Genomic DNA, 23,164 nt, shown 5'->3' with positions numbered 1-23,164 from the left:
GGGCGCCCGACTTTGAGCATGGCCTCAGCAATTCCTCAAGACTGAATCGGGGTCAGCTCCGCGTCGCCGTAGCGCTTCAAATAGGCGTGCCAAACACCGGTGCAAATCGCATCGAAACGGCACCCGGCACAGCGCGTGCTTTTGCCCTTGCCGGCCTCCAAGTTGGCACCTGGACGATTGTGGCTCTCCGCGCTGCGCTCGCGGTAGCGCTCGGGAATGGCGCACAGCGGCATGCCGCAGCGCGATGGAACGTCGATCTCGATGCCGGCCACTCGCGCTGCTTCGAAGATCTCCGGAAGCTTCCGGGTCATGTCGCCAAGCCGCGGAACCAAGTGGAGCGCCTGGGCGCCATCGCCCACCGGAGCCATCGGCGAGAGCGTCACGTGCCGCACGCGCTTTTCGTACCTGTCCGCCACGAAGGCGATGAGATCCGGGATCTCCTCGAGGTTCAGCGTGGTCACCACCATCACGAGATGACAGCGCAGCCCCGCGTCGAGCGCGGCCTCGATACCATCCACGGTTCGCGGAAGCAGGCTCTTCTTGCCGATCAGCCGCTCGAAGGTGTCCGGCGAGCGGGTGTGGAGCGAGATCTCCACCTCCGTGAGACCGGCAGCGACGAGTCCTCGGAGGTAGGCGCGGTCCGTGAGGCGCGTGCCGTTGGTCTGCAGCCGGATGCGCGCGTAGCCAAGCTCGTGCGCACGGCGCACGTAGTCCAAAAGGCGTGGCTCGAGGGTCGGCTCGCGTCCCGTGAGCAGCACGGCGTCGTGCGCCTCGCGCTCCGCCGCAAGCAGCTCGAGCACCGCGTTGGGGCCCGGCAAGATCGTCTCCGAGCCTTCCGGCGTATTGCAGAACGCACAGCGCTCGTTGCACTCGCGATTGATGCGCAGCTCCAGCGTGCCGGCGGCAACGGTGGGCGCTCGGGGCGCGCTGCCTTCGGCCGTGGCCACACGGGCGGCGAGGGCGCGAACGGCGCGGGCGGCATCGGCCTCGGAGATGCTCTCGGACGGGTAGTACGACAGGTTGAAGCGCTCCGTGCGGGTCAAGCACTCGACGCCGTCCACGCGCCGCTCGACGAACGCGACGACGCGGCCGCCATGAGGACCCTCCAGGACGACGTCCAGAGCATTGCGAACGCGATCCGCCTGCGCCGCCGTCGCGGCGAAGCCGTCGCCTACTTCCGCAGGCAACCGGCCGCCGAGGAAGTGCTCGACGAACGCTTCGGGGTCGTAGGCCACGGCGAGAGTGTAGCCGCCGATTTTGCGGAGTGCGACTCGCGCCCTTGCGACATAAGATGCGGCGTGGTGGGCGGCAGTAGCGAAAGCACTGTGACCGTGCGGCGTGGAGGCCACGCCGTCACACTGCATCTGGTTTGGGATCCCGAAGCGAAGATCCGTGCTCTGGCGCGCGGCGGCGGCCACGCGTTGTTTCACGCGGGCCAGAGCCTCGCGCCGGAGCTCGCGCACTGGATGCAGCAGCTCGGACGAAGCTTCACTGAGCGCATGGGCGCGAGCGCGGTGGACACGGCGGCAGCCACACGGGTCCTGCTCGAGCTGGTTCCGGATGCGGAGCTGGTGAACCCGGCAGGGCCCCCGTTGCCCAAGTGGTCGGCGGCCCTGCGCGCCGGTACGCCACGGGAAGACCTGGGCGGCGTGATCCCCTTCGACCCCGAGCTGGCAGCGCTCCGCGCCGGGCTTCGCAGCGTGATCAAGCGTGAGGCGCTCGAGGACGCGGAAGCCGGCATGAGCGAAGCTTGGCTTCGACGGCAAGGCCTCGTGACTCGACGTCTGGACCAGCGCGGTGGCGACGGCCAGATCGTGATCTTCGCGAGCGTGCGGACGGAAGAGCTGGAGCTGGCGGAACAGCTCGAGGCTCGCGATGCCACGACCGCCAAGCAAGAGCTCGGTGCGCTGCTCGGCTATCCGCGGTGTTGCAGCAACGCTTTCGCTCGCCTGGAGCTGCGGGACGATCGAGCTCTGCTCGAAGCGTTGCTGCCGCCGCCTGGGTCGGCCCCGGCTCCGCCGGAAAGCCTGTGGCTCAGCGGCCCGCTGGCGCTCGTGTCCCACGCCCCGTGCTCGCTCCATTGCGAGGAGACGCTCGCTCTCGGTCGCAAGATCCTGGCCCTGTTGACCAGCGAGCTACCGGGCTGGGAGCCGCGCTGGCGCGTGCTCGCGCAACGGCTTCATGTCATCGACGACCGAGGCACCTGCCTTGCTTTGCGGACGGACGGCGAGCGCATTGCCGTGGCCGACGAGATCGTCGCACCGCGCGGAGTGGCCCTGGTTCCGTTGACGAAGCCCCGGCCCGAGCTGGTCGGCCAGCGGATCACGGATCTTGCAATCTGCTTCGCTGCGGACCATCGACTCTCAGCGGAGTCTCAGCAGAGTCTCAGCAAAGTCTGAATGATGTTGGATGCGGCGGCCTTCGCGCGAAGGCCCTCACATGCGAACGACTCACTGGCAAGCGAGCTTCTTCGGTGTGCTGTGCGCCGCTGCCATGGCTGCGACAGGCTGTGGAAGTGACGGCGGCTCGGGCGCGAACGCGTCCAGCACGGCGCAGAAACTTCCAAAGGGAGAGGATGGTCCCATCCTCCCCCCCTCGGACCTGTCCTTCCCACCGGGATCGGTGGTGGAGTCTCAAGGCGTCGGCACTCTACCCGGCGAGCTGACGGTAAACGCCTTCGGGCAGCCCTCATACACCCTGCCCCTGCTGGTCCCTGAAGGCCGCGCTGGCATCCAACCCTCGCTGGCGCTGCACTATGGCGGCGGCAACGATAACGGTTCTATCGGAGTGGGGTGGTCGCTGAGCGGCATCCCCAGCATCACCCCCTGCCGCAAGACCGTTGCGCAAGATGGTCAGCCGGATGGCGTGAAGTTCGGTCCTGGTGACGAATACTGTCTGAACGGTACGCGGCTAGTAGCCGTGGAAGGGACTGCCGGTGCCAGCGGCGCGGTCTACCGCTTGGAGCAGGACAACCTGACCAAGATCGTCTCACTGGGGTCCGTTCCAGGGATGAACGTTCCCGAGAGCTTCGAAGCGCAGCATCCGAACGGCGAGGTCTGGGTCTACGGGCGGAGGATCGTCGCCAAACAGAAGGTGAATACCGACCTCTTGGGCCACAGCCCGAGCACGCGGGACGTCGTGTGGGCGTGGGCGCTAGAGCGTGTGGAAGACCGTACCGGCAACTCCATGAGCTTCGACTACGACGTGGTGCCGCACACCGGCGCCCCAAGCTCCTTGGGTTACGACGACCAGTACGCCCTCGAGTACTACCCGCAGGAGATCCGTTACACGTTTCACAAGACCGGCCTTCCGGCGTACCGCAGGGTGCACTTCTACTACGAGAACCGCCCCGATCCAGTGGATCGCTACATGTCCGGCGTCCATGTGCGCACCAGTCGCCGGCTCAGCACGATCGAGGCCAGCGCACCAAATCCGACGACGATCGAGCCGGTGTGGAACTACCGACTGACCTACTCGCAGAGCCCGCTCAACGGACGTTCTCGGGTGAACGCAATCACGATGTGCGACGCCCACGGCGCATGCCTGCCGTCCACGGAGCTCATCTGGCAGAACGGCTACGACAACTACGTCGAGCGCTCAACTGGCGTGTCCGCGGGAACGGACTTGAACCAGATGCCCAAGACGCGCGCCGCCGACTTCAATGGCGACGGCAAGACGGACCTCTTGTTCTGGGACGGCACCCGCCAGAAGTGCCTGATCGAAAGTGACGGCCCCCACTGGGTGGACGACAATGGCGTCGGCGGATTCTGCAACGAGCCGGAGACGTACAACGTCGACGGAGAATGGAAGATCGCCTACAGCAACGGCAGCACCTTCGGCACGCCCGTCGCAACGGGGTTGCAGGCCGGGTTCGTCACTCGGCTTGGACCGTACGCCGCGGAAGACACGATCACCGGACCCCAAGAGTACAACCCACCGCTGGCCCTGGACTTCGACGGCGACGGCGCGGCCGATCTGCTCAGCGCGCGTACGGGAGAGGTCCGCTCGCCGTTCCGGGGCAATGCGCTCCTCGACACCATCGGAAGCGCGTACGTCGGAGCCCCGGCGAACTGGGAGCCCGACGTCCGCTACTTCGGAGACTTCGACGGCGACGGTCGCATCGACCTGTTCGCAAACGTCGACCGACCCGTGCCAGTCCTGAGCCTCACGTCGGAAGGTAACCAGGTGACGGGCTGGACCGGACCGACGGAGTGGAGCGACTACCACTGGGCCTTCCGCCGAGGCGCGGGCGCTCCGGGCTTCGGCACCAACGCGGCGTCCACCATCACGCCGTACACGCAGCGTTACGACGCGGATCTCGCGGGGCTGTCCGTGGACAGCCGGCGGCTCAGCATCACCACCGATCTCGATGGCGATGGCCGCATGGAGCTCGTGGTGCCGCAGCCCGGCGGTAGCTACCAGAGCGTGGAGCTGGACGGCTCGGGCAACCCGACGACTCCCGAGAACGTCAACCTGAGCTATCTCGCGCCCGCGCTGCCTGGTACCAGCGCGTATGGTGCGTTCTCCCCGACGTACCTCGACATCAACGGCGACGGCCTGCGGGACGTGATCGCCGCCAACGGCGTTCGCATCGATGCCACCGGCGCCATCGAGCTTCCGGCTCGCATCAACACGGGCCGCGGCTTCGGCCCCTGGTACCTGGCTACGGTGGGCGGCTATCAGCCGCCCGACGAGCAGCGCGACTCCTTGCAGATGACGCGGGAGACGCAGTCCGGGTTGTGGCCCGCCAACCCGATGCCGGACGACGGCGTGCGCATCTTCGACTTCAACTCCGACGGCCTCGACGACTTCATGGTGCCCACCGATACGGGCCCCGTCATCTACGTCTCCGACGGCCGGCAGTTCGCGGCCCGGCCGGCAGCCTTCACGCTCACCAACCCCGTGCTGGAAACCGTGTACGACGAGATGGAGGGCATCACCCACGGCTGGTACTACGGCTGGACGCACCAATTCGCGGACGTCAGCGGTGACGGCCAAGCCGACTTCGTGGAGTACGACCAGGCCACGCGCGAGTTCAAGGTCTGGATCCGCGCCGGACAGATCCCGGACAAGCTCATCAACGTCAGGAATGGGCTGAATCGCAACGAGAGCGTCGTCTTCGAGCCGACCTCCAACGTGAAGATCTACCGGCCGGGAACTGGCTGCACCTTCCCCGTTCGCTGCTTGCGCGCGGGCGGACAGGTAGTCTCCATGTACACCCGGAGCGCCCCGGGCGGATTGACCTATACGTTCTATGACTACGAAGACGCGCGCACCGACGTGCAGGGTCGGGGCTATCTCGGCTTCGGTCGGCGCCACGAATTCCAGACGGACTCCGGAAGGGACACCAACATCGAGTATGGCATCGGCGTTCGTCAGCACGGCGCCTACCCGCTCGCAGCGACTCCCATCGCACGACGCGACGACGAGGCGATCGACTCCGCGGTGACGCGCGTAGAGACGGAAGACACCAACTACGACGTGGACTGGAGCTTCGGAAACCGCGTGTTCCGCGTGCGCCCTCACGACGTTGCCCAGCGGACTTACGAGTTTTCGGGCAGCGCCCCGGCCACGCTGGACCCGTCGAAGGCCCGTCGCACCAAGCTGACCACCAACACCTGGGACTCCTTCGGGAACCTCACGAATCAGGACGTACGGAAGTCCGGCAGCGTAGTTCCCGAATCGGGCGGCGCGCCCATACCAGCCACGGGCACTCGCACCGTGCTCCACACCACCTATGACAACCGCACGACGGACTGGCTCATTGGGCTGCCCACCCAGCGAGAGGTGACGAGCTACGCGGCCCCGCCGGACACCCGCAGTGAAAAGCGAACGACTCAGCTGGTGCCGGACGCACAAGGACGTATCGAACGGGTGATCGTGGAACCCTCCGATCCGCGGCTGCGCAAGGAGACGGTCTACCACTACGGAAGCTACGGCCAGGTGGATTCCATCGACGAGCTCAACTCGCCGAGCGATCCGGAAGCACCCTATCAGGTTCGTACGGAGCAGCTGAAGTACGACGCGGAGTACCTCTACCCCAAGCAGTACAAAAACGCCCTCGGTCACGTGACCAAGGTCGCGGTTCATCCGGCCCTCGGTCGCACCGTGGTGCTGCAGGACCCCAACGGCTTCCGGATCGACAAGACCTACGACGGCTTCGGCCGGGAACGCCGTACGGAGTACGCCAGTGGCTACGTGACGACCACGGACTACGAGGTCGGCTACGCCGGACCGTACCTGGTGCGCCACCGCTCCAACACGGGAGAGGAAACCACCAGTGAGTACGATTCCGTCGGTCTCGCCTTCAGGCTCACGGCGAAGTCCTTCAACGGCAAGCCCGCGATCCTGGAGCGCATGTTCGACGTACTCGGGAACTTGAAGCAGCAGAGCAACGTCTTCCGCGACTACGCCAACCGCCGCTGGACCAACTATCAGCGCGACGGCCTGAACCGAGTCGTACGCATCGACTTCCCAGATGGAAGCCACGCAACGAAGCGCCCTCAGCTGGACGAGCTCCGCACATGGGATCAGTTGGGGAACGAGTCGTTCCTGCGTTTCGACGTGAGTGGTCGCGTGACCGACAGCGTGGACGTGCTGATGTCCAGCGGCGCGCGCAAGCTGATCCGCACCCGCTATGGCTACCTGCCCTTCGACCTGGCAGAGACCATCACGGACGACAAGGGCAACGTCCGCACTCTGGGCTACGACACTCTGGGGCGCCAGACTTCCGTGAACGACCCCGATGCCGGGCTCAGGACCATGATCTACAGCGGGTTCGGCGAGCTCATCGCTCAGCAGGATCCGGTGAGCCGAGACATGGGGAAGTCCACTACCTACGACCGAGACCTGCTCGGCCGCGTCAAGCGCCGGAGCTCCATCGACGGCTCGGACACCTACACCTGGGATGCTCCACCGGCGGGCTCAACCGGCACGCCGTGGATCGGCGTCCGCCACGCCACCAAGAGCTCCGACGGCATCGAGACACGTACGCAGTACGACGCCTACGGCAGACCGTCGCGGGACACGACCGTGGTGGACGGCAAGGACTATGACGTCGACTACCACTACGACGCCGAATCGCGCCTGGAGCGCGTGGACTACCCAAAGGCCCCGGGCACGCCTCGCTTCTCCACGAAGATGAGCTACGGGATGAACGGCGCTCTGGCGGAGGTCGACGACCTCGGCACGGGCAAACCCCTCTGGATCGCCAAGCAGCGGGACGCCATCGGCCGCGTGGAGGACGAGATGTTCGGCAACGGCATCGAGACCCAGCGGAAATTCGAGATCGACACCGGACGTCTCGCCAAGATCGACGGCCGCACCTCGAGCGGTGGTCTGGTGTACGGCTTCGACTACAAGTACGACGCCAACGGCAACCTCAACTACCGCCACGACGCGGGCCTCGGTCGCGTCGACACCTTCGAGCACGACTCGCTGGACCGACTGACGCAATGGACGCGCAAGCGCTCCGGCGCCTACGAGTACCGCACCACCTACGAGTACGACACCCTCGGCAACCTCAACTACAAGCACCTCACCGGCGGGGGGCTCGACCTGGCCGAGAAGCTGAAGCATTACGCCAGCGGGCCGCAACCCAACGCCCTGATCGGCTACCAGCGCTCGTCGTCCGGCAGCGTGGTGGAAGCGTTCACGCCCAAGTACGACAAGAACGGCCGACGCGCACAGGCGCCGTGGTCGAGCGTGAAATACAAGTCCTTCGATCTACCAAGCCGCGTGGAGAAGGCCGGCAAGGTCCACAGCTACTACTACAACGCCGATCAAGAGCGGGTGCTCGAGAAGACCCCGGACGGCATGGTGGTCAGCATCGGCCAGCTGTACCAGTTCCGAGTCGACGACCACGACAAGGTGCACACCTTCCGCGTGTCGAGCGACACGGAGGCCGTCGCGGAGTACGTGTACAGCGAGAAGACAGGCTCCAAGAAGTACCGCTATCTGCACGGCGATCACGTGGGGTCCGGCGCGGCCGTCACCGATGCCGGCGGCGGCCTCGTGGAGCGCAGGCAGTTCAGCCCCTTCGGCGACAAGACCGACAACGATGGTCTTCCGGCCTTCGCTTCGCCGTCCGCCGACTTCACCAGCGGCTTCACCGGACACGACCATGACGCAGAGCTCGGGCTGGTGAACATGCGGGGGCGCATGTACGACCCGCTCAGCAGCAGCTTCCTGACACCAGATCCGTTGGTGTCCGCGCCGCTCTACGGCCAGGCGTACAACCGCTACTCCTACGTGTGGAACACGCCGCTGAAGTACACGGACCCGACGGGCTTCGAGCCGGAGTACGACCCGGACATCGGCATGAACGTGGACGAGGATCCCCAAGGCTCCTCCTATCCAGGCCTCGAGCCGTCCGATATGGAGTTCACGTTCCCCGACTCCGAGAGCGGCGCCAGCGACAGCCAGTCCGCGAACGATGGCGGCGAGCAAAGCTCGGACGCCGATTCGCCCCCGGGTGGGGACGACAACGTGGATCCGCCGACGGAAGCCGAGGAACAGGCCGCGGAAGGTCCCACGCGCCTCGAACAAACCTACCAAGTCATGGTGCGAGAAGCGGCGTGGAACACCATGGACCACGGACGCACCTGGACCCCAGGCACCGTGGGCCGCGAGCGCGTGGCCGCGACCATCACGCTGCACATTGCCTTTGCCGACAACGAACAGGGGCAACGACAGGCGTACTTCGATCCGACGGCGGATGTGGAAATCGCGATCAACCCGACGTGGATTTCGCCGACCATCACCGTGACCGGCACGCCGCGAACCATCGGCACGGAACCGGAGGTGGCGTTCACGATCACCATCGCCGACTCCAGCACGGTGGGGTCCACCCAGGGCACGACGACCAACAGCGGATCGGCAACGGTTCGAGGAGGCGCCAGCAGTGAGCCCCTCGGCGTAACGGTCACCTCCCCATCGCAGTCGCGCTCGCAGTCCACGTCTCGTCAGTCGACGCAGACGCGAAGCTATCGCGCGCGCGGAGTCGTTCGAGAGCGCTCTCTCCACGCCCCGCGCCTCCCGGAGCGAGCGTCGCTTCCTGAGCACACACCCTCGCCAGCGAACCTGCCGCCACTATCGGCACGCATTCGGCTGCGCCTCGAGAGCAGCCGCCCCGTCCGATACTGACCTGGAGGAAGCCAATGCAACACTCGAAGTCCCTTCCCCTGCTTGCTCTGATCCTCCCGGCCGCGTGCAGCGCCGCGAGCGACCCCGCCGACACGGGCACGTCGAAGTCCGACCTGATCGGCTTTCCTCAGCCGATCCCGACCTTTCCCGGCCCGATTCCGACCTTCGAACCTCCACCCCCCGCGCCGCCCAGCTGCTCGGGGCGGTGCGGGGAAATGGGCGGACCACCGAGCAACGTGTTCGAACCGTGCAGCTGCCTCTCCGGTTGCGAAGCGGACGGCACCTGCTGCGGTGACTACGAAACCGCCTGCACTCCGGAAACGGGCTCCTGCTTCGGCTTCTGCGGAGGACAGGCGCCGGACGGCTGCTGGTGCGACGACGCCTGTACCTCCTTCGGCGATTGCTGCGTGGACGAGAGCGCGGCCTGCGATGGTTGGCCGCGGGCCTTCGGCAACTCCACGGGCTCTCAGAACGGCACCGCCGCCATCGCGGACGGCGACAGCCTGTTCGTCACCGGCGTCTTCGAGGGCACCGTGGACTTCGGGGGCAAGTCCCTCACGCGCTACCCGGGGGACACCACGCAAGACGGGTTCGTCGCGCGCTACTCGCAAACCGGGTCTTTGGTTTGGGTCTACGGCATCCGCGGCCCGCAACAGCAATGGCCTCACGACGTAGCGGTGGATGGCCAGGGCTTCGTGTACGTTGCCGGGCACTTCTGGAACACCGTGGACTTCGGCGACGGCGTTCCTCGCACCAGCCACGGCAACACGGATGCATTTCTGCTGTGCCTCTCCCCCGGCGGCCAGTTTCAGTGGGTGAAGACCTTCGGCGGCGGCGGCTACGACGAGATCATGAACGTGGTCTCCGGAGATCGCCGCTGGGTCTACGTCGCCGGCAGCGCTCCCGGAACGGTAGACGTGGGTGGCCACGTGCTCCCTTCCGGCAGTCACTTCATCGCCGCCTACGACTGGAACGGCAATCACCGCTGGTCTCGCCGCTTCGATCCCGCGTCGGGGCAAACGCCGGCGCTCGCGCTCGAGAAAACCTACGGCGATCTCATCGTCGGCGACACGTTCTCGGGCAGCTTCAACGCGGGCGATGGCCCAGTGACCAGCGCAGGCTCCACGGACGTACTGGTGGCCCGCTACGACTACGCAGGAACGCCCGTGCTCTCCACCTTCACGGTGGGGGGTAGCGGCAGCGAGCGCCTGCACGGGCTCGCGGTGGACGATTGGGGCAACGTGTTCCTGAGCGGACGCTTCACCGGCACCCTGAGCGTCGGTTCCCAGTCCGTTGTCGCGGGAAGCGGGGGCAACGTGTTCCTCGCGTCGGCCACCGCGGGCGGTTCGGGCCGCTGGGTGCGAAAGCTCGCGGACCCGCCGCTGTACAGTTCGTACGACGAGGGCAATCGGGATCTGGCGCTCGACCCCGGCGGCAACGTGTGGCTCGCGGCGGAGACGAACATCGCGATGTCGTTCGGGGGCGCGAGCGTGTCGCCCAGCGGCTGGGATGCAGTGCTGGCGAGCTACACCAACTCGGGCGCGTTCCGGTCGCAAAGCGTGGCGAGCGGGACCTCGTCGCAGTTTGCGTACGACGCGACGGCGGACCGTCATGGGCGTGGGTACCTGGTGGGCTCGTCCTACGGGACGCTCCAGGTGGCTGGGACGGCGATCGCGAACCCGACCTATTCCGACATCTTCGTGATGCGCTCGCGGTGAGCCGGCATGTAGCGGAAGTCGCGCATGCCGGCGCGGAGTGGTGCCGCTTCCAGGGCGACGCCCAAGGAGCTGCAGCGCCGGGCCAGGCGCTCGACGCCATCTGCCGCGACGGACAGCGCGTCGAGGCCAATGGCGTCCACTGCCGCCTCGACGCGCAGGGCGGGGACGTCGAGCTCGACGGCCAGCTCCGCCATGCGTTCCAGAGTGGAGAGCGATGCGCGGTACAGCGGCGTGCGGAGCTCGAGGGCGACGCCGCGACCGCGGAGCTGTCGGACGCCGTCGCAGGCCTGCGCGAAGCCCCCGGCGTCTCGCGTGATGGCGTCCGCGACGTTGGGCGTCGCGCCGAACAGCTTGACGCTGCCCGCCGTTAGCCCCGCGCGGACCGCGGCCTGGGTGAACGCGGCGTAGGCGAAGCGCCGCCCGTTGCTGACGACGCCAACGGGCCTGGCGGAGCGCGCGACGGCTTGGACGACCTCTGGGTGCAAGGTCGGCTCGCGCCCCGCGAAGAGCAGCGGCCTCCCGTGCTCGGCCGCCGCGTCCACTCGGCCGAGCAGCGTCGCGTCGTCGACGTACCCATCGCGATGGGGGCACGCGCCGCAGCCGTTGTTGCAGGCGCCGCCGAAGAGCACGGCCTCGACGGCCACGGTGGTCGCCCGCCGCAAGTCCTTGGGCCGCGCGCCGTCCAGCAAGAGCATCTCGAACACCTGGCGGAGCCGTGCCAAATCTCGCGCCACGCCGCCAACGTCCGCATGCCCCGCCTCCGCCCACGCCACCGCGGCGCTCAGCTGCGCCAGCTCGGTCTCCGTTCCGAGCTCGTCCCTTAGCAGCTGCGCCACGCCGTACAGCGCTCGAGTGCGCCCATCCAGAAATCGCCACGGCCGCTCGCTGCTGTACCCTTTGCGACGCGCCGCTCCCTCGTCTCCCGCTTGCCACTCGCGCTCCAGCGCCCCGTCGCGCTCCGCCGCGTAAGTGATGGGCAGGTCCGGATACAGCCGCAGACGATTGCGTCCGACCTCGAAGAACAGCTCCCCGAGCCCATACGCACGCATCGCGTCCACGCTCTCGCGCACGTCCTCCGGCCGTGTCCAGGGATTGAACAGCAGCATGCTGTGGCCGCGGCTCCGAGCGTACTCGAAGGCATCCGGGTAGCGCGTACCCAGCTCCCGCAGCAGCTCCACGCTCTCGAGCATTTCGCTCTTGGTGGTGCCTTTGTTGTAGCGCGCGAGCTCTCGATCCGAGAACGCCTCGAAGCCCGAAAGGTACACCTCCAAGATCTGCCCGTTCGCCCGCGCCGACAGGATCGCTTCCTCCAGCGCGCGCTGCTCTCGCAGCACTGCGTCCGCCCGCGCCGGGAACAGCCAGCGCAACTGGGGCAACCCGCGAGCCCCCCGCATCAGCGCCGCCAGGTAGCGAATCGGATGTTGGTCGCTCAGCACGATCTCTTCGAGCCCCTCCACGCGTTCCGCGTAGTAGCGCGCTTGCGCCACCAGGCTCTGCACCACGTCTTCGTCCGAGCGCACCTCGTAGTCCCCGCCCATGTGACAGAACGCGCACCCGAGCCGCGACAGCTCCTGCTCCACGGGCAGCTCCACGCCGCGGAAGTGCTCGCTCTCCGCCGGATCCCGCGCGTACGGACAGCCCACGTTGCCGAACACGGTCTTGCGCACCACCGGAGGCGCTGCGCCGGGAGCAATCACTTCCTGCTCGATCACCGGAGCGAAGGGAAAGGTCCGCCGCTCCTTTCCGAGCGGGCCTTCCCCTTCCCGTTCCCCCTGCCCCAGCGGTGTTCCCGTTTCTGATGATGTCGGTCCGCCGCGGAAAAGGCCCGGTACGCTCCGCCACTTTGCGTCGAGATCCGGCGCGACGGAAAGCAGCTCGTCGAAGGCCGCGCGCAGCTCGTCGATCTGCGGTGTTCGGCGCGTGGTCCCCCGCCGCGTCACCCCCGGCGCGGAGCCCAATACGTAATCCACGCCGGCTCCCGGCTCCACCGAATCCCCGCGCGTGACCTGCAGCACGCGGCTCTCCGCAAATGCCCGTCGGTGCCGCTCCATTGGCGTCGCGTCGAACAATCGCTCTACCACGACGAGATCGCACGCGCGTTGCGCCAACCACGCGACCAGTCGCTCGACGATCTCCGCGTCGCGTTCCGCGCTCCGCCCGTCGTAGTACACCCGCACCATCTCCGCGCGGTGACCGCGCGCCCGCGCGTCCGCGCACAGCAGCGCGAGCAGGGTATCCGCAAAGAACCCGTCACTCGGCTCACCGTAGGGCAACACGAAGGCAACGTTCACGCGCCGAAAAATGTAGCACGCGCACGAGCCGCAACGGACCTTGCGACGAGGGCCTAACTAATCCCACTGCTCGCCTGAATCGGTCCTCTCTCGCGAAGCGGCGGCTGAGTCAGCGGAGCATCTTCCCACCTGGCAGCTTGTCGGTTCGGCGCGGAATAAGCCCGCGCGCAAGGCGCCTATCGCGGAACGAGCAGCGCCAGGGCACGGCGAAGCAGCTCCTCTTGCGCGAGGGTGCGGGCTTCTCGAGCTTCGCTTTCAGGCTCTCTATCCGGCCCAGCTCGAGCTCGCCGATCAGGGGGGATCGGTCGCGCCCAAATCGGTTGCTATGTAAACTGATTTTCCTACGCCAAAGACCCCCGCGCGTCCCCCTTCTGCCCTTCTCGAGCCCGCCGAACCCTGTCGAATGCAACGATCAGGGGCTTCGGACGCGCCTAGATCAGTTGCTATGTAAACCGATTTCCGTGCACCCCAGACCCCATCAATTCCGCGGGTCCACCCCGGCAAAGCCCACGCCCTTGGTCCAGCGCGGCTCGGTCGAGTTTGCTGCCACGCGCGTGATTGGCCGGTTAGATATCAACGAAATTCGCATTCGCGGTGTCGAATTCTGTCGTCCGTTCGCGCTCGTCTCGCGGTGCGGTCTTCCGGCCGCTGGGCTTCAGAAGGCCGCGCGCCCGCCCTCGAACGACGCGCGGCGACGGCGGCGCGGCCGTCAGCGCTCTCGCCGGGGTGGCGTCCGTGATGGTCAACCCAGGCGAACAGTGGGCTTAAGTCCGCACATTGACGGAGGGTCCGCTTTCGGGACGCGAAGTCGAACCGCGGTCTCGGTCAGTACAAAAGCTTCCAGTCGTCGAAATACACGTCGGCGTAGTCGGTGCGGATGCCGGTGGTCCCCCAGGAGAACGTGTCGTCCTTCGCCGTCAGCACGACCTGGCCGTCGATCTTGAACGTGAGCGTCGTGCCAATCGTGGAAAACTGCAGCGTGTACCAGGTCTTCAAAACCGGCTTGCCGTAGGTCTTGGATGCCAGCGTGGTGTAGTTCCCACAGTGCTTCTTCTTGATGGTCACCAGGCCATCGAAGCGCAGAGATGCGACGTAGAGGTCGTTCTCCGTCTGATAGCGAGCAAAGATGTGCAGGCCGTTCGTGGTGCTAGCGGTGGGGTGCCACGCCCACAAGTAGCCGCGATAGCTCGCGGTCATGTTGGTCCAGCGGATGCGCTTGCCACCGGAGAGACCCACGGCGAGAACGCGGAAGTTGTAGATCGTGGTCCAGCCGCGGCGATAGCTGCCGACGTACTTCTCGTACAGCGACCCGCTCGTCACATCCAGATGACTGCGCAAGCTCTTGTTGCTCGACGTCTCGATCAAGGCGCCATCTGCGTAGCTCTCGAAGTCTTCTCCCTTCCACGGCAAGCTGGTGGAGGGCACGCCGATTGGATAGCTCGCGTTGTTGCCAGGGAATGGATCCCACACGCCGGAGTCGTAGCCGGGCTCGCACTCTCCATCTCCGGTACCAGGGCTGACGCTGCCACCGGTTCCGCCCGTGCCGCCGCCGCCCGTGCCGCCCGTTGCACCGCCGCCTGTACCGCCGCCCGCTGCGCCGCTACTACCCGCCGCGCCGCCGCCCGCCGCGCCGCTGCTGCCCGCTGCGCCGCTACTACCCGCAGCGCCGCCGCCCGCCGCGCCGCTGCTGCCCTGCCGCGCCGCCGCTGCTGCCCGCCGCGCCGCCGCTGCCCCCGGACGACGCGCCGCCCGTCGAAGCCCCAGCTGCGCCGGCCCCACCGCCCGTGCCCCCGCCGGGCGGCCCGCCGTCGCTGCCACTCCCACAAGCGCACAGGACAAGCGCCAAGATCCAATGACCGCGCAACATCACCTCAGGGTAACGCCCGCCTGGCGCGCTGCAAAGTGCGACGCCTACCAACCCGCGACCATGAGTGATACGCCTGCGGCGAGGATGCAGGACGGCGAGCGCGCGCACTCGGACTTCGCAACGGCATTTCGCGACGGTGCCGTCGTCGAGGACGCCGATCGAGCGCGGCAGCGGCTCCGTGTCGTGCGGCTCGGAATGCTGCCGATCAACTCCGGTCGCATTGCCGTCGGGGATGCGTTCACGGGTGTTTCCGCGGTCTCACCAACAATGGAAGCCATACCCCCCGGGAGCTATCCGTTGGATCTGTCTCTGGTCCACTACGAGGACGACGGCATCTGCCAGAAGGGGGACGTGCGCATCGCCGCCGCCAGGCTCTCCTTCTCCGACACACCCGTCACGCGCTGGGTGCCCGCAGATCACGGCGCCGGCGTGGATTCCGGCACCGTCGCCTTCACGGATGGGGATTCGGAAGAGTGGGTCCCGGACGAAGAGCTGAGCGAGCGCTGGATCCGGGAGCTGGACGCCGAGGCCCTCGGTCCCAGCGCCAACGCCATGATGCGCAACGCCGGCTCGCGCGAGGTGGCGCTGTTCTCTTCGGGCCTGGGGGACGGCATCTACGACGCCTACTGGGGCCTGGACGGACGCGGGCAAGTCCACGCCTTCGCCATCGACTTCGACCTGCTGATCACGCCGGAAACCATCGATATCGAGCTCCCGTGGCCCCGAGGGCGTGGCGGCGTGCACGACGAGACCCTGCGCGCGCATGGCGTTCAGGTGCGGGTGCCGTGGCTCGATCCCAAGCGCCTGGAGCTCACCACCAACGGCCACCATCACGCCTTCGTGCGCTGGCGCACGGCGGACGGTCGCTTCCTGCGCGTCGAGATGGAGCGCAAGAAGGGCGCCTATCGCATCACGCCCGGGGAGCCGCCGGACGGAGCACTGCTGTACGTCCGCATCGTAATCGGGGATCGACCGATGACGGTCTGCCGCTGACGATCACTTCTTGAGGTACGGGTTCTTCTCGAACTCGATGCCGCTCGGCTTGGACGTGGGCTTGGCCCGTCGGCTGTGCGGTGGGTTTCGGCGCGGCCGTTTCGGCGGGCGGCGCTGCAGAAGGCTCGGGCTTCGCGGTCGCTTTGGGTCGCGGGTGCCAGGGTTGCACCGCCACGGGGCGCGCGGTCTTCTCGGGTGCCGCCGTCGCCGAGGGTTTCTCCTCGGGCTCGCTGGTCGTGGTCGGCGGGACCGCAGGCTCCTTGGGAGCCGTGGCCACGGGCACCGCTGCGGAGGTGCCCTGGGACGCCTGCACCGGCGTCTCTTCGCCCCCGGACGCCAAGATCGCCACGACGATACCCGCCACCAACAGAAGTGGAACCACCGCGAGCCACAGACGGCTTCGGCGAATGGGCGCATCGAACACTGCTTGCTGCGTTACTTCTGCGTGCGGCGCCAGTGAGCTCGGGCCCGTCTCCACGTGTGCCGGCGTGGTGGACACGGGCGTGTGATGCTCGTGCGGCCAGGAGTCACGGGACACCGGCACTCCCAGCGCGGGAAGCGCCGGCACCACCACGCTCTGAGTGCGCGGCGGAGCTTGCGCCGCGCCCCGGACAGCCGCGCGGCGCTCCGCCAGCTCCGCCTCGAAAGAGGTCATCACCCAGTGCGCCACCGCGGCGCGGGACGCCATCTCCTTGCACGCCCCGCGCAGGGCCTCGGCCATTTCCCGCGCCGACGCGTAACGCTTGTCGCGATTGCGCTCGAGGGCGCACAGGCAGATGGCGTCGTACACCGCCGGCGGTTGAAACCCCACCGTGCTGGGCGGCGGCACGTCCTTGTGCAGTACGTTGTGCAACGTCGCGCCGTCGCTTTCGCCCCGGAACAACCGCCGCCCCGTGAGCGCCGTCCACAGCACAGCGCCCGCCGCGAAGATGTCCGCGCGCTGATCGACGTCTTCTCCATCGCCGACCAGCTGCTCCGGCGCCATGTAGGCGAACTTGCCCTTCCACACGCCCGGCCGCGTGGTCGTCACCCGGGCTTCCGCCTTGGCGATGCCGAAGTCGATGATGCGCGCAGTGCCATCCGCACCAATGAGGATGTTCTGCGGCGTGACGTCCCGGTGCACCAGGTGCAGCGGATTGCCGTCGTCGTCTTCCAACGTGTGCGCAGCGTGTAGGCCTTCCAGGGCGTCGATGAAGATGGGCACCAACAGCTCCGGCGAGCGCGACTGCCGGTTGCGGACCAGGAGGGCGGCCAGCGAGCAGCCGTCCACGTACTCCATCACCACGTAGGGAATGCCGCGGTCGGTGCCCACGTCGAGGACCGGCACCACGTTGTGGTGATGCAGCCGCGCCGCGAGCCGCGCTTCGTCCCACAGCATGTCCACGAAAGCGCTGTCCTCCGCCAAGTGAGGATGCATCGCCTTGATGGCGAACAAACGCTGGAAGCCCGCGCTGCCGGCACGCCGAGCGAGGTACACGACCCCCATGCCCCCTTTGGCGATCTCGGCGATGATTTCGTACTCGCCGAGCTGCCGGGGCGGAGGCGTGGAGCTCGCTTCCGATGCCGGCGCGCTGGTCATCAGAAGCTCCCTTGCAGCACCACGCTCCCGGGACCGACGCCGGCGGACAAGTGCGGCTTCTGCGCGCTCTTTTCGTCGCTTCCGCCGAAATCGGTGAACAGCGCCAGCGTGATGGTGGCGACGGCTGCCACTCCGGTAGCGCCGATCAGGATGTTGGTGCGCTGCTCTTTCTTCTGGCCGTCTTCGTAGCCCGCTTGAGTGCGATGCTTGTCGTACTCGTCCCGAGCCGAAAGCGTGTCGAGGCCGGACCAGGTCGCCACGCCGCCCAGCACCGCCGTGACGCCCAAGGCGGTCCCGAACACCCAGGGCGAAAGCCCGTGGGAGCTCTTGCCATCGGCCCGCACGTCCCCAGAGGAGGTCACCTCCGGCTCCGCGGTGACGGCCTTCGGCTCGCTCTTTTGCGCCGGCGCTTGGAAGCTCAGCGAATCCCTGCCGCCGGCCTTGGCGTCCACGTTCTGCGGCTCCGCCTTGCGGGAGCCGAACACCGCCGCCAGCTCGTGCTTGCCCGGCTCGATGTACAGCACGTGCTCGTCTTTGGGGGACGCCGTCTCCACGCCGCCATCCACCAAGATCTGACAGGCCTCCGGCTGGCAGCTCACCTGGTAGCGCGCGAGCTTCTTCTTCGCTTGCTCCAAGATCTCCGACGCGAGCTTCTTGGACTCCGCGTCGTCTGGATAGCGCCGCTGGAGCTCCTCGGCGCTGGTGGCAGCAGCGCCGAGCTGCCCCGCCGCCTTGTGGGCAGAGGCCGCTGCGCGCAGCGCTTCCGGAGTGGGTGCCAAGCTGTCGGCGAGCTCGAACAGCTCCGCGGCCTTCTCGTAGTCCCCCGAGAGCGCCGCCTTCTGCGCCCGTGAGTAGGCGTTGGCGGCCGCCGCCATGTTCTCGTCCGCCTGCGCAGGGCCGGCCAAGGCCATGAGCCCGGCGATCGCCCCGAGCATCAGGCAGCGTTTCAGCTCAACCGCCATCGGCGCCTCCGTCCGGCAACACGCAAGGGCCACCCACGGTGGGATCCGGACACACACAACCGTGCGGCGGCGCCAACGGGTTCTTGGGTGTGGGGCAGTCCACGGGAGGATTCACGGCTTCCACGTCCGCCGCCGTGGCCGTGGCCTGACGTGCCGCGAACTCGATGCCAATGGAGAGCGAATCACAGGGCGTGTTGGGCAGCTTGTCGCTGGTGGAGCTCAGGGTGTCCTGGTTGGTGTTCAGATAACCGACCACGTTGTCGTAGGCGGCGCACATGTTCTTGCAGAAGCCGAGCTCCCGGAAAGACGAAAGGATCTCCGTGGGCAGCACCACGCCGGCGATGGTACCGCCGAGCAGCTGCCAGGTGCCGTCCAGCTGCTTTTCCAGCCGACCCACCAGGATGGCGCGGTGAAGCTGCAGCCGGAACCCAGGCACGTGGGCGCGCTGGCCATCCAGCCAGAACTCCGCGCCGGATGGCAGCTGCGCGAACAAGTAGCCATCCCGCACGAACGCCGCCGGGTCGGCGTACTTCGAATCCGGCACGTCGATGCCCGCGTCCGGCGCCGTGAGCGACACCGACCGCTGCGCGATCTTCCAATGCTCCGTGAGCAGCCAGTCTGGTTGATTGAACCAGTCCGGCGGCACCGTGCCGCCCGGACCGCTGGTGCAGGTCCAGGTCTTCAGCTGCTGCAGGCCAATGGTGGTGTACATGTCGAGGCGCACGGCGTCGTCGTTTGGCTTGCCGTTGTAGTCCGACACCTTGAACATCACGGCGAACTCGCCGCGATGCAGCGCGCAGTTCCAATCCGGCTCCGTGACGCCGAAGAGCGGGCCCACCTGCGGCGACAGCGCCGCCACCGGATACAACTTGCCGATCTGGTTATCCTTGCAATCGTTGCCGTCGAAGGGAACCAAGAGCGGGTTCTTGCACGCGTGCTCTTCCACCAGCGCGCCGTCCGCGGAACAGCTGGGCGAGTTGGTGCAGCTCTCGTCCAGGTCCATGCCGATGTCCGCCCAGGCGTCCTTGTTGGGCGTGAGCGCCTCGTCGTCGTTGGCGCTGCCAAAGCGCATGCGCGACGTTGCCATGTAGATCGGCGCCAGCGAGTCTCCGGGGTCCGACGCCGAAGGTCGATCCGACGCCTTGGGCACGCCCGCGCTCTCGCACCCGTCTTGAGTGGTGTGCGGCCACCAAGGGCCCGTGGGTCCGGAGTCTCCGGCGTTGCCACCGCTGCCCGCAGTGCCGCCACCGCTGCCCGAGCTTCCCCCCAGGGAGCCGTCGACGGACGCGTCTCCACCAGTGCCGCCACCGGTTCCGCCGCCGGCGTCGGTCGTGTCTTCCGGTGGCTCGAACACGCTACACGCGCCAAAGACCAACAGCCCGACGACCGTCAGGCCACGAAGTCGTGAAATCGATTTGGAGGCGAACATGACCCTCCCCGGTCGAAGCTCGCATTCCCCCAATTGGCTCGGGAGCGCGACCGGGCACTGAAGTCTAGATCACCGCACGCCCTCGCTCCACATACGTGCCAGATTGGGATATTTGGGCCTTCTGGCCGATATCACCCCACGGGATGGCCGAGTCAGGCGCGGCCGAGCTTCACGAAGATGGCCACCCAGCCCGCCAGGAAGCACAGGCCGCCGAAGGGCGTGATGATGCCGAGCCGGCCGATGCCGGTGATGGCCATGACGTACAGCGAGCCCGAGAACAGCACGATGCCCGCGAGCAGCAGCCCCGCCGGGAGGCCCACGTCCACCTTGGCGGAGCGGGCATACAGCGCCAGGGCAAGCAGCACGGCGCCGTGCACCAGGTGATAGAGCACACCCGTGTGGTACGCGTTCAGCAGGCTGTCGGAGATCTTCCCACGCAGGCCGTGGGCACCGAAGGCGCCGAGAGCGACCGCGAGAAACCCCACCACGGCGGAGACCTTGAGCCAGGGCATGGGCCGAACCTAGGGCAACCCCGAGCGCTCGGGTAGGCTTCGAGCATGGATCTCGCGCGCCACCTGCTGGAGCTCATGGCCCCGGCGAAAGTGGGAGACTCGCTCGCGCCGGGGGCGCGCTGGACCGGCATCTCCACCGAGCTCGGGCTCCGCCTGGTGGTGGACCTGGGCGGGGTGGACGTTCTCGTGGAGGTGGATCCCGTGGACCCCGCACGGCCCTTCGCGGTGCGCACCCAGCATTTTGCGGTGTCGTATCGTGGCGTCGACGCCAACGCGCCGCCGGACCACCGCGCAGGCCTCGAGCTGTGTCGTGTCGTCGCCGAGCGCATCGATGCGAACGAGAGCGCGGCGCTCCCGCGCCTGCGGGCCGAGGCCGCCACCGCCCGCAGTGAAGCCACGGAGGTGGGGCGCCTGCGCGAGGTGCGGGTTCGGCAGCTGCTCGAGAACGCCGGCAGCCGCTTCGAGCCGCACTACTGGCTGACGCCTTACGTCGGCTGTCTCATCGGTTGCCAGTTCTGTTACGCGCAAGCTCGCGTGAGCCCGCTCCGACGCCTCGGTGGCCTGCCACAAGCGCCTTGGGGCTCCTGGGTGGACGTGCGCGTCAACGCCGCCGAGGTGCTCGCCGAGGAGCTTTCGCGCCTGCCGCCGGCGCCCATCAAGTTCTGTCCCATCGTGAGCGACCCGTACCACGCGGCGGAGAAGCGCTATCGCATCACGCGCCAGTGTCTCGAGGCCATTCGCAAGGCGAAGAAGTGGCCCGCGCTGGTGCTCACGCGTTCCAGCCTCGCCCTCGAAGATCTGGGGCTCTTGGCCGGCATTCGCGGGGCCGCCATTGGTGTCTCCCTGCCCACCATGGATGACACCGTGCGAAAGCACTTCGAGCCCCGCGCCGCGAGCATCAACGAACGCCTCACGCTGCTGTCCGAAGCCAAGGAGCGCGGTCTGACGACCTTCGCCATCGTGCAGCCGCTGCTCCCCGGCGCCCTCAGCTTCCTGGCCGACGCCCTGGCGGATCTCGCGGATTCCGTGCGCATCGACGTGCTGCACGGCGTCGAAGGCGCCGCCGCCCAGTTCGCCGACCCGCGCTTTCTCGATGCTGCAGCGCGCCACTGGCAGCAGGAGCGCGCGGAAGCCCTCGCCACAGCCTTGAAAGAACGCAACGTGCCGCTGTGGCCCGGCGAGCTGCCTCCGCATCTCGCTGTTTGATTTTGTCGGTCCGCCGCGGAAGCGTACGCTGTCGGACATGCGGTTCGCCTTCATCTTCGTCGCGCTCGCGCTCATCGGCTGTGGCTCGGACGACGGCGGCAGTCCGTCGAAGAACGGCACGGACTCCGGCACGGGCGGCAGCGGCGGCAGCGGCGGCAGCGGCGGCACGGCCGGCATGGACGCCGGCGCGGACGCCCAAGGCGACGCCGCGCCCGCCGACGGCGGCGCGGGCGACAGCGGCGCGGACGCCGGCCCTTCGGCGCCCACGGTGCTGTTCCCCAAGTCCGCGCTCGCCCCGGAAGAGCTGGCGGTGCTCGTCAACGAGAACGACCCCGTGTCCGTGGAGCTCGGCGACTACTACCTGAAGCAGCGCGGCATCCCGCAGAAGAACCTGATCAAGCTGAAGCTCACGGTGCAGAACGTGATGCCCGTAGCGGAGCTCACCACCGCACAGAGCGCGATCGACGCTGCCATCGACGACACCATCCAGGGCTACGTGATCACCTGGACCAAGCCGTACCGCGCCGACTGCATGTCCGTCACCAGCGCCTTCGCCCTCGGGTACGACAAGAAGTACTGCAACACCACCGGCGGAGCGTGCGGCGCCACGGCGAGCATCGACTACTTCGGCTCCGACTCCGTGGCGCCGCGCACGGACCACAAGGTGATGCCGGCCATGATGCTCGCCGCCAAGAACGCCGACGACGCCAAGGCGCTGGTGGACCGGGGCGTCGCCGCGGACGACACCTTCCCGCCCGGCAAGGGCTTCTTCGTGCGCACCACGGACAAGGCGCGCAGCGTGCGCTGGCCGACCTTCCAGCAGACGGTGAGTGAGTGGGATCGCCCCGACGGCTTGGAGGTGAGCTACGTGGACAACTCCGACGGCACCGGAGAAAACACCATCCACGATCAGACGGACCTCCTCTACTACTTCACCGGCCTGGCCAAGGTCGCCGACATCGAGACCAACAGCTACCGCCCCGGAGCCGTCGCCGATCACCTCACCAGCTACGGCGGACAGGTGCCCACCAGCGGCCAGATGAGCGTCGTGGCTTGGCTGGAGGCGGGCGCGACCGGGAGCTTTGGCACCGTGGTGGAGCCCTGCAACTACACCTCCAAGTTCCCCAACACCAAGGTGCTGCTCGAGAAGTACTTTGCCGGCGCCACGCTGCTCGAAGCCTACTGGAAGAGCGTGGCCGCTCCGGGAGAGGGCCTCTTCGTCGGAGAGCCGCTGGCGCGGCCTTGGGGCAAGGAGACGGCGACCTTCGACGCGAGCACGAGCACGCTCACCATCGAGACCACGCACCTGGATCCCACCAAGAGCTACGCCATCGAGTCCGCGGACGCCGAGAGCGGACCGTTCTCGCCGGTGCAGGGCGGCATCACCGTCCCGGCGTTCCGCAAAGAGACGATCACCGTCAGCGGCGCCACCGCCAAGTTCTATCGCCTGGTGCAGGAGTAGC

The 23,164-nt window shown here is 67.6% G+C and carries 13 protein-coding genes; 6 read left to right on the top strand and 7 right to left on the bottom strand.

Annotated features, from left to right (window positions below; all coding sequences use genetic code 11):
* Positions 1-35: 35 nt before the first annotated feature.
* Positions 36-1,235: a radical SAM protein gene (locus H6717_24555; protein MCB9580223.1), complete on the bottom strand. Its 1,200-nt coding sequence runs from the start codon at positions 1,233-1,235 to the stop codon at positions 36-38.
* A gap of 96 nt (positions 1,236-1,331) precedes the next feature.
* On the opposite strand from H6717_24555, the gene H6717_24550 reads away from it, so the two are divergent.
* From H6717_24550 to H6717_24540, 3 genes are read left to right on the top strand one after another with little or no spacing between them, the layout of a single operon-like run.
* Complete coding sequence (locus H6717_24550; protein MCB9580222.1) at positions 1,332-2,399, top strand: hypothetical protein; 1,068 nt, start codon at positions 1,332-1,334, stop codon at positions 2,397-2,399.
* 40 nt (positions 2,400-2,439) lie between these two features.
* The gene (locus H6717_24545) at positions 2,440-9,144 is read left to right on the top strand and encodes a hypothetical protein (protein MCB9580221.1); all 6,705 of its coding nucleotides are present in this window, start codon (positions 2,440-2,442) and stop codon (positions 9,142-9,144) included.
* A gap of 14 nt (positions 9,145-9,158) precedes the next feature.
* Positions 9,159-10,862, top strand: coding sequence for a hypothetical protein (locus H6717_24540; protein MCB9580220.1), 1,704 nt, complete (start codon positions 9,159-9,161; stop codon positions 10,860-10,862).
* Here the strand turns inward: H6717_24540 and H6717_24535 are convergent.
* Complete coding sequence (locus tag H6717_24535) at positions 10,829-13,153, bottom strand: hypothetical protein (protein MCB9580219.1); 2,325 nt, start codon at positions 13,151-13,153, stop codon at positions 10,829-10,831. The genes H6717_24540 and H6717_24535 overlap by 34 nt on opposite strands.
* Before the next feature lie 825 nt (positions 13,154-13,978).
* Positions 13,979-14,971, bottom strand: a complete 993-nt coding sequence (locus H6717_24530) for a hypothetical protein (GenBank protein MCB9580218.1) — start codon at positions 14,969-14,971, stop codon at positions 13,979-13,981.
* A gap of 109 nt (positions 14,972-15,080) precedes the next feature.
* Between H6717_24530 and H6717_24525 the strand changes: the two genes are divergently transcribed.
* Positions 15,081-16,013: a DUF4241 domain-containing protein gene (locus H6717_24525; protein MCB9580217.1), complete on the top strand. Its 933-nt coding sequence runs from the start codon at positions 15,081-15,083 to the stop codon at positions 16,011-16,013.
* Here H6717_24525 and H6717_24520 read toward each other — a convergent pair.
* From H6717_24520 to H6717_24505, 4 genes are all read right to left on the bottom strand, one after another.
* The gene (locus tag H6717_24520; protein MCB9580216.1) at positions 15,931-17,592 is read right to left on the bottom strand and encodes a protein kinase; all 1,662 of its coding nucleotides are present in this window, start codon (positions 17,590-17,592) and stop codon (positions 15,931-15,933) included. The genes H6717_24525 and H6717_24520 overlap by 83 nt on opposite strands.
* The gene (locus H6717_24515) at positions 17,592-18,554 is read right to left on the bottom strand and encodes a hypothetical protein (protein ID MCB9580215.1); all 963 of its coding nucleotides are present in this window, start codon (positions 18,552-18,554) and stop codon (positions 17,592-17,594) included. The genes H6717_24520 and H6717_24515 overlap by 1 nt, the downstream gene beginning before the upstream one ends.
* Entirely contained in the window at positions 18,544-19,983 is a 1,440-nt protein-coding gene (locus H6717_24510) for a hypothetical protein (GenBank protein MCB9580214.1), read from the bottom strand. Before H6717_24510 ends, H6717_24515 begins: the two co-directional genes overlap by 11 nt.
* A 152-nt stretch (positions 19,984-20,135) precedes the next feature.
* A complete protein-coding gene (locus H6717_24505; protein ID MCB9580213.1) occupies positions 20,136-20,495 on the bottom strand; it encodes a DUF423 domain-containing protein in 360 nt (119 codons plus the stop codon).
* Positions 20,496-20,540: 45 nt separating this feature from the next.
* Between H6717_24505 and H6717_24500 the strand changes: the two genes are divergently transcribed.
* Positions 20,541-21,701 (top strand): hypothetical protein, encoded by a 1,161-nt coding sequence (locus H6717_24500; protein ID MCB9580212.1) that lies wholly within the window; start codon positions 20,541-20,543, stop codon positions 21,699-21,701.
* Positions 21,702-21,738: 37 nt separating this feature from the next.
* Positions 21,739-23,163, top strand: a complete 1,425-nt coding sequence (locus H6717_24495; protein ID MCB9580211.1) for a TIGR03790 family protein — start codon at positions 21,739-21,741, stop codon at positions 23,161-23,163.
* The last annotated feature ends 1 nt before the right edge of the window (position 23,164 follow it).

It is taken from the genome of Polyangiaceae bacterium, from assembly GCA_020633235.1.
Taxonomy (GTDB): domain Bacteria; phylum Myxococcota_A; class Polyangia; order Polyangiales; family Polyangiaceae; genus JACKEA01.
This window is presented reverse-complemented; position numbering and strand designations above follow the sequence as displayed.

Bases quoted from the DNA above. Each gene is read 5' to 3' on its own strand.
- H6717_24545 (MCB9580221.1), top strand. From the start codon at position 2,440: ATGCGAACGACTCACTGGCAAGCGAGCTTCTTCGGTGTGCTGTGCGCC.
- H6717_24540 (MCB9580220.1), top strand. From the start codon at position 9,159: ATGCAACACTCGAAGTCCCTTCCCCTGCTTGCTCTGATCCTCCCGGCC.
- H6717_24525 (MCB9580217.1), top strand. From the start codon at position 15,081: ATGAGTGATACGCCTGCGGCGAGGATGCAGGACGGCGAGCGCGCGCAC.
- H6717_24520 (MCB9580216.1), bottom strand. From the start codon at position 17,592: ATGACCAGCGCGCCGGCATCGGAAGCGAGCTCCACGCCTCCGCCCCGG.
- H6717_24515 (MCB9580215.1), bottom strand. From the start codon at position 18,554: ATGGCGGTTGAGCTGAAACGCTGCCTGATGCTCGGGGCGATCGCCGGG.
- H6717_24510 (MCB9580214.1), bottom strand. From the start codon at position 19,983: ATGTTCGCCTCCAAATCGATTTCACGACTTCGTGGCCTGACGGTCGTC.
- H6717_24505 (MCB9580213.1), bottom strand. From the start codon at position 20,495: ATGCCCTGGCTCAAGGTCTCCGCCGTGGTGGGGTTTCTCGCGGTCGCT.
- H6717_24500 (MCB9580212.1), top strand. From the start codon at position 20,541: ATGGATCTCGCGCGCCACCTGCTGGAGCTCATGGCCCCGGCGAAAGTG.
- H6717_24495 (MCB9580211.1), top strand. From the start codon at position 21,739: ATGCGGTTCGCCTTCATCTTCGTCGCGCTCGCGCTCATCGGCTGTGGC.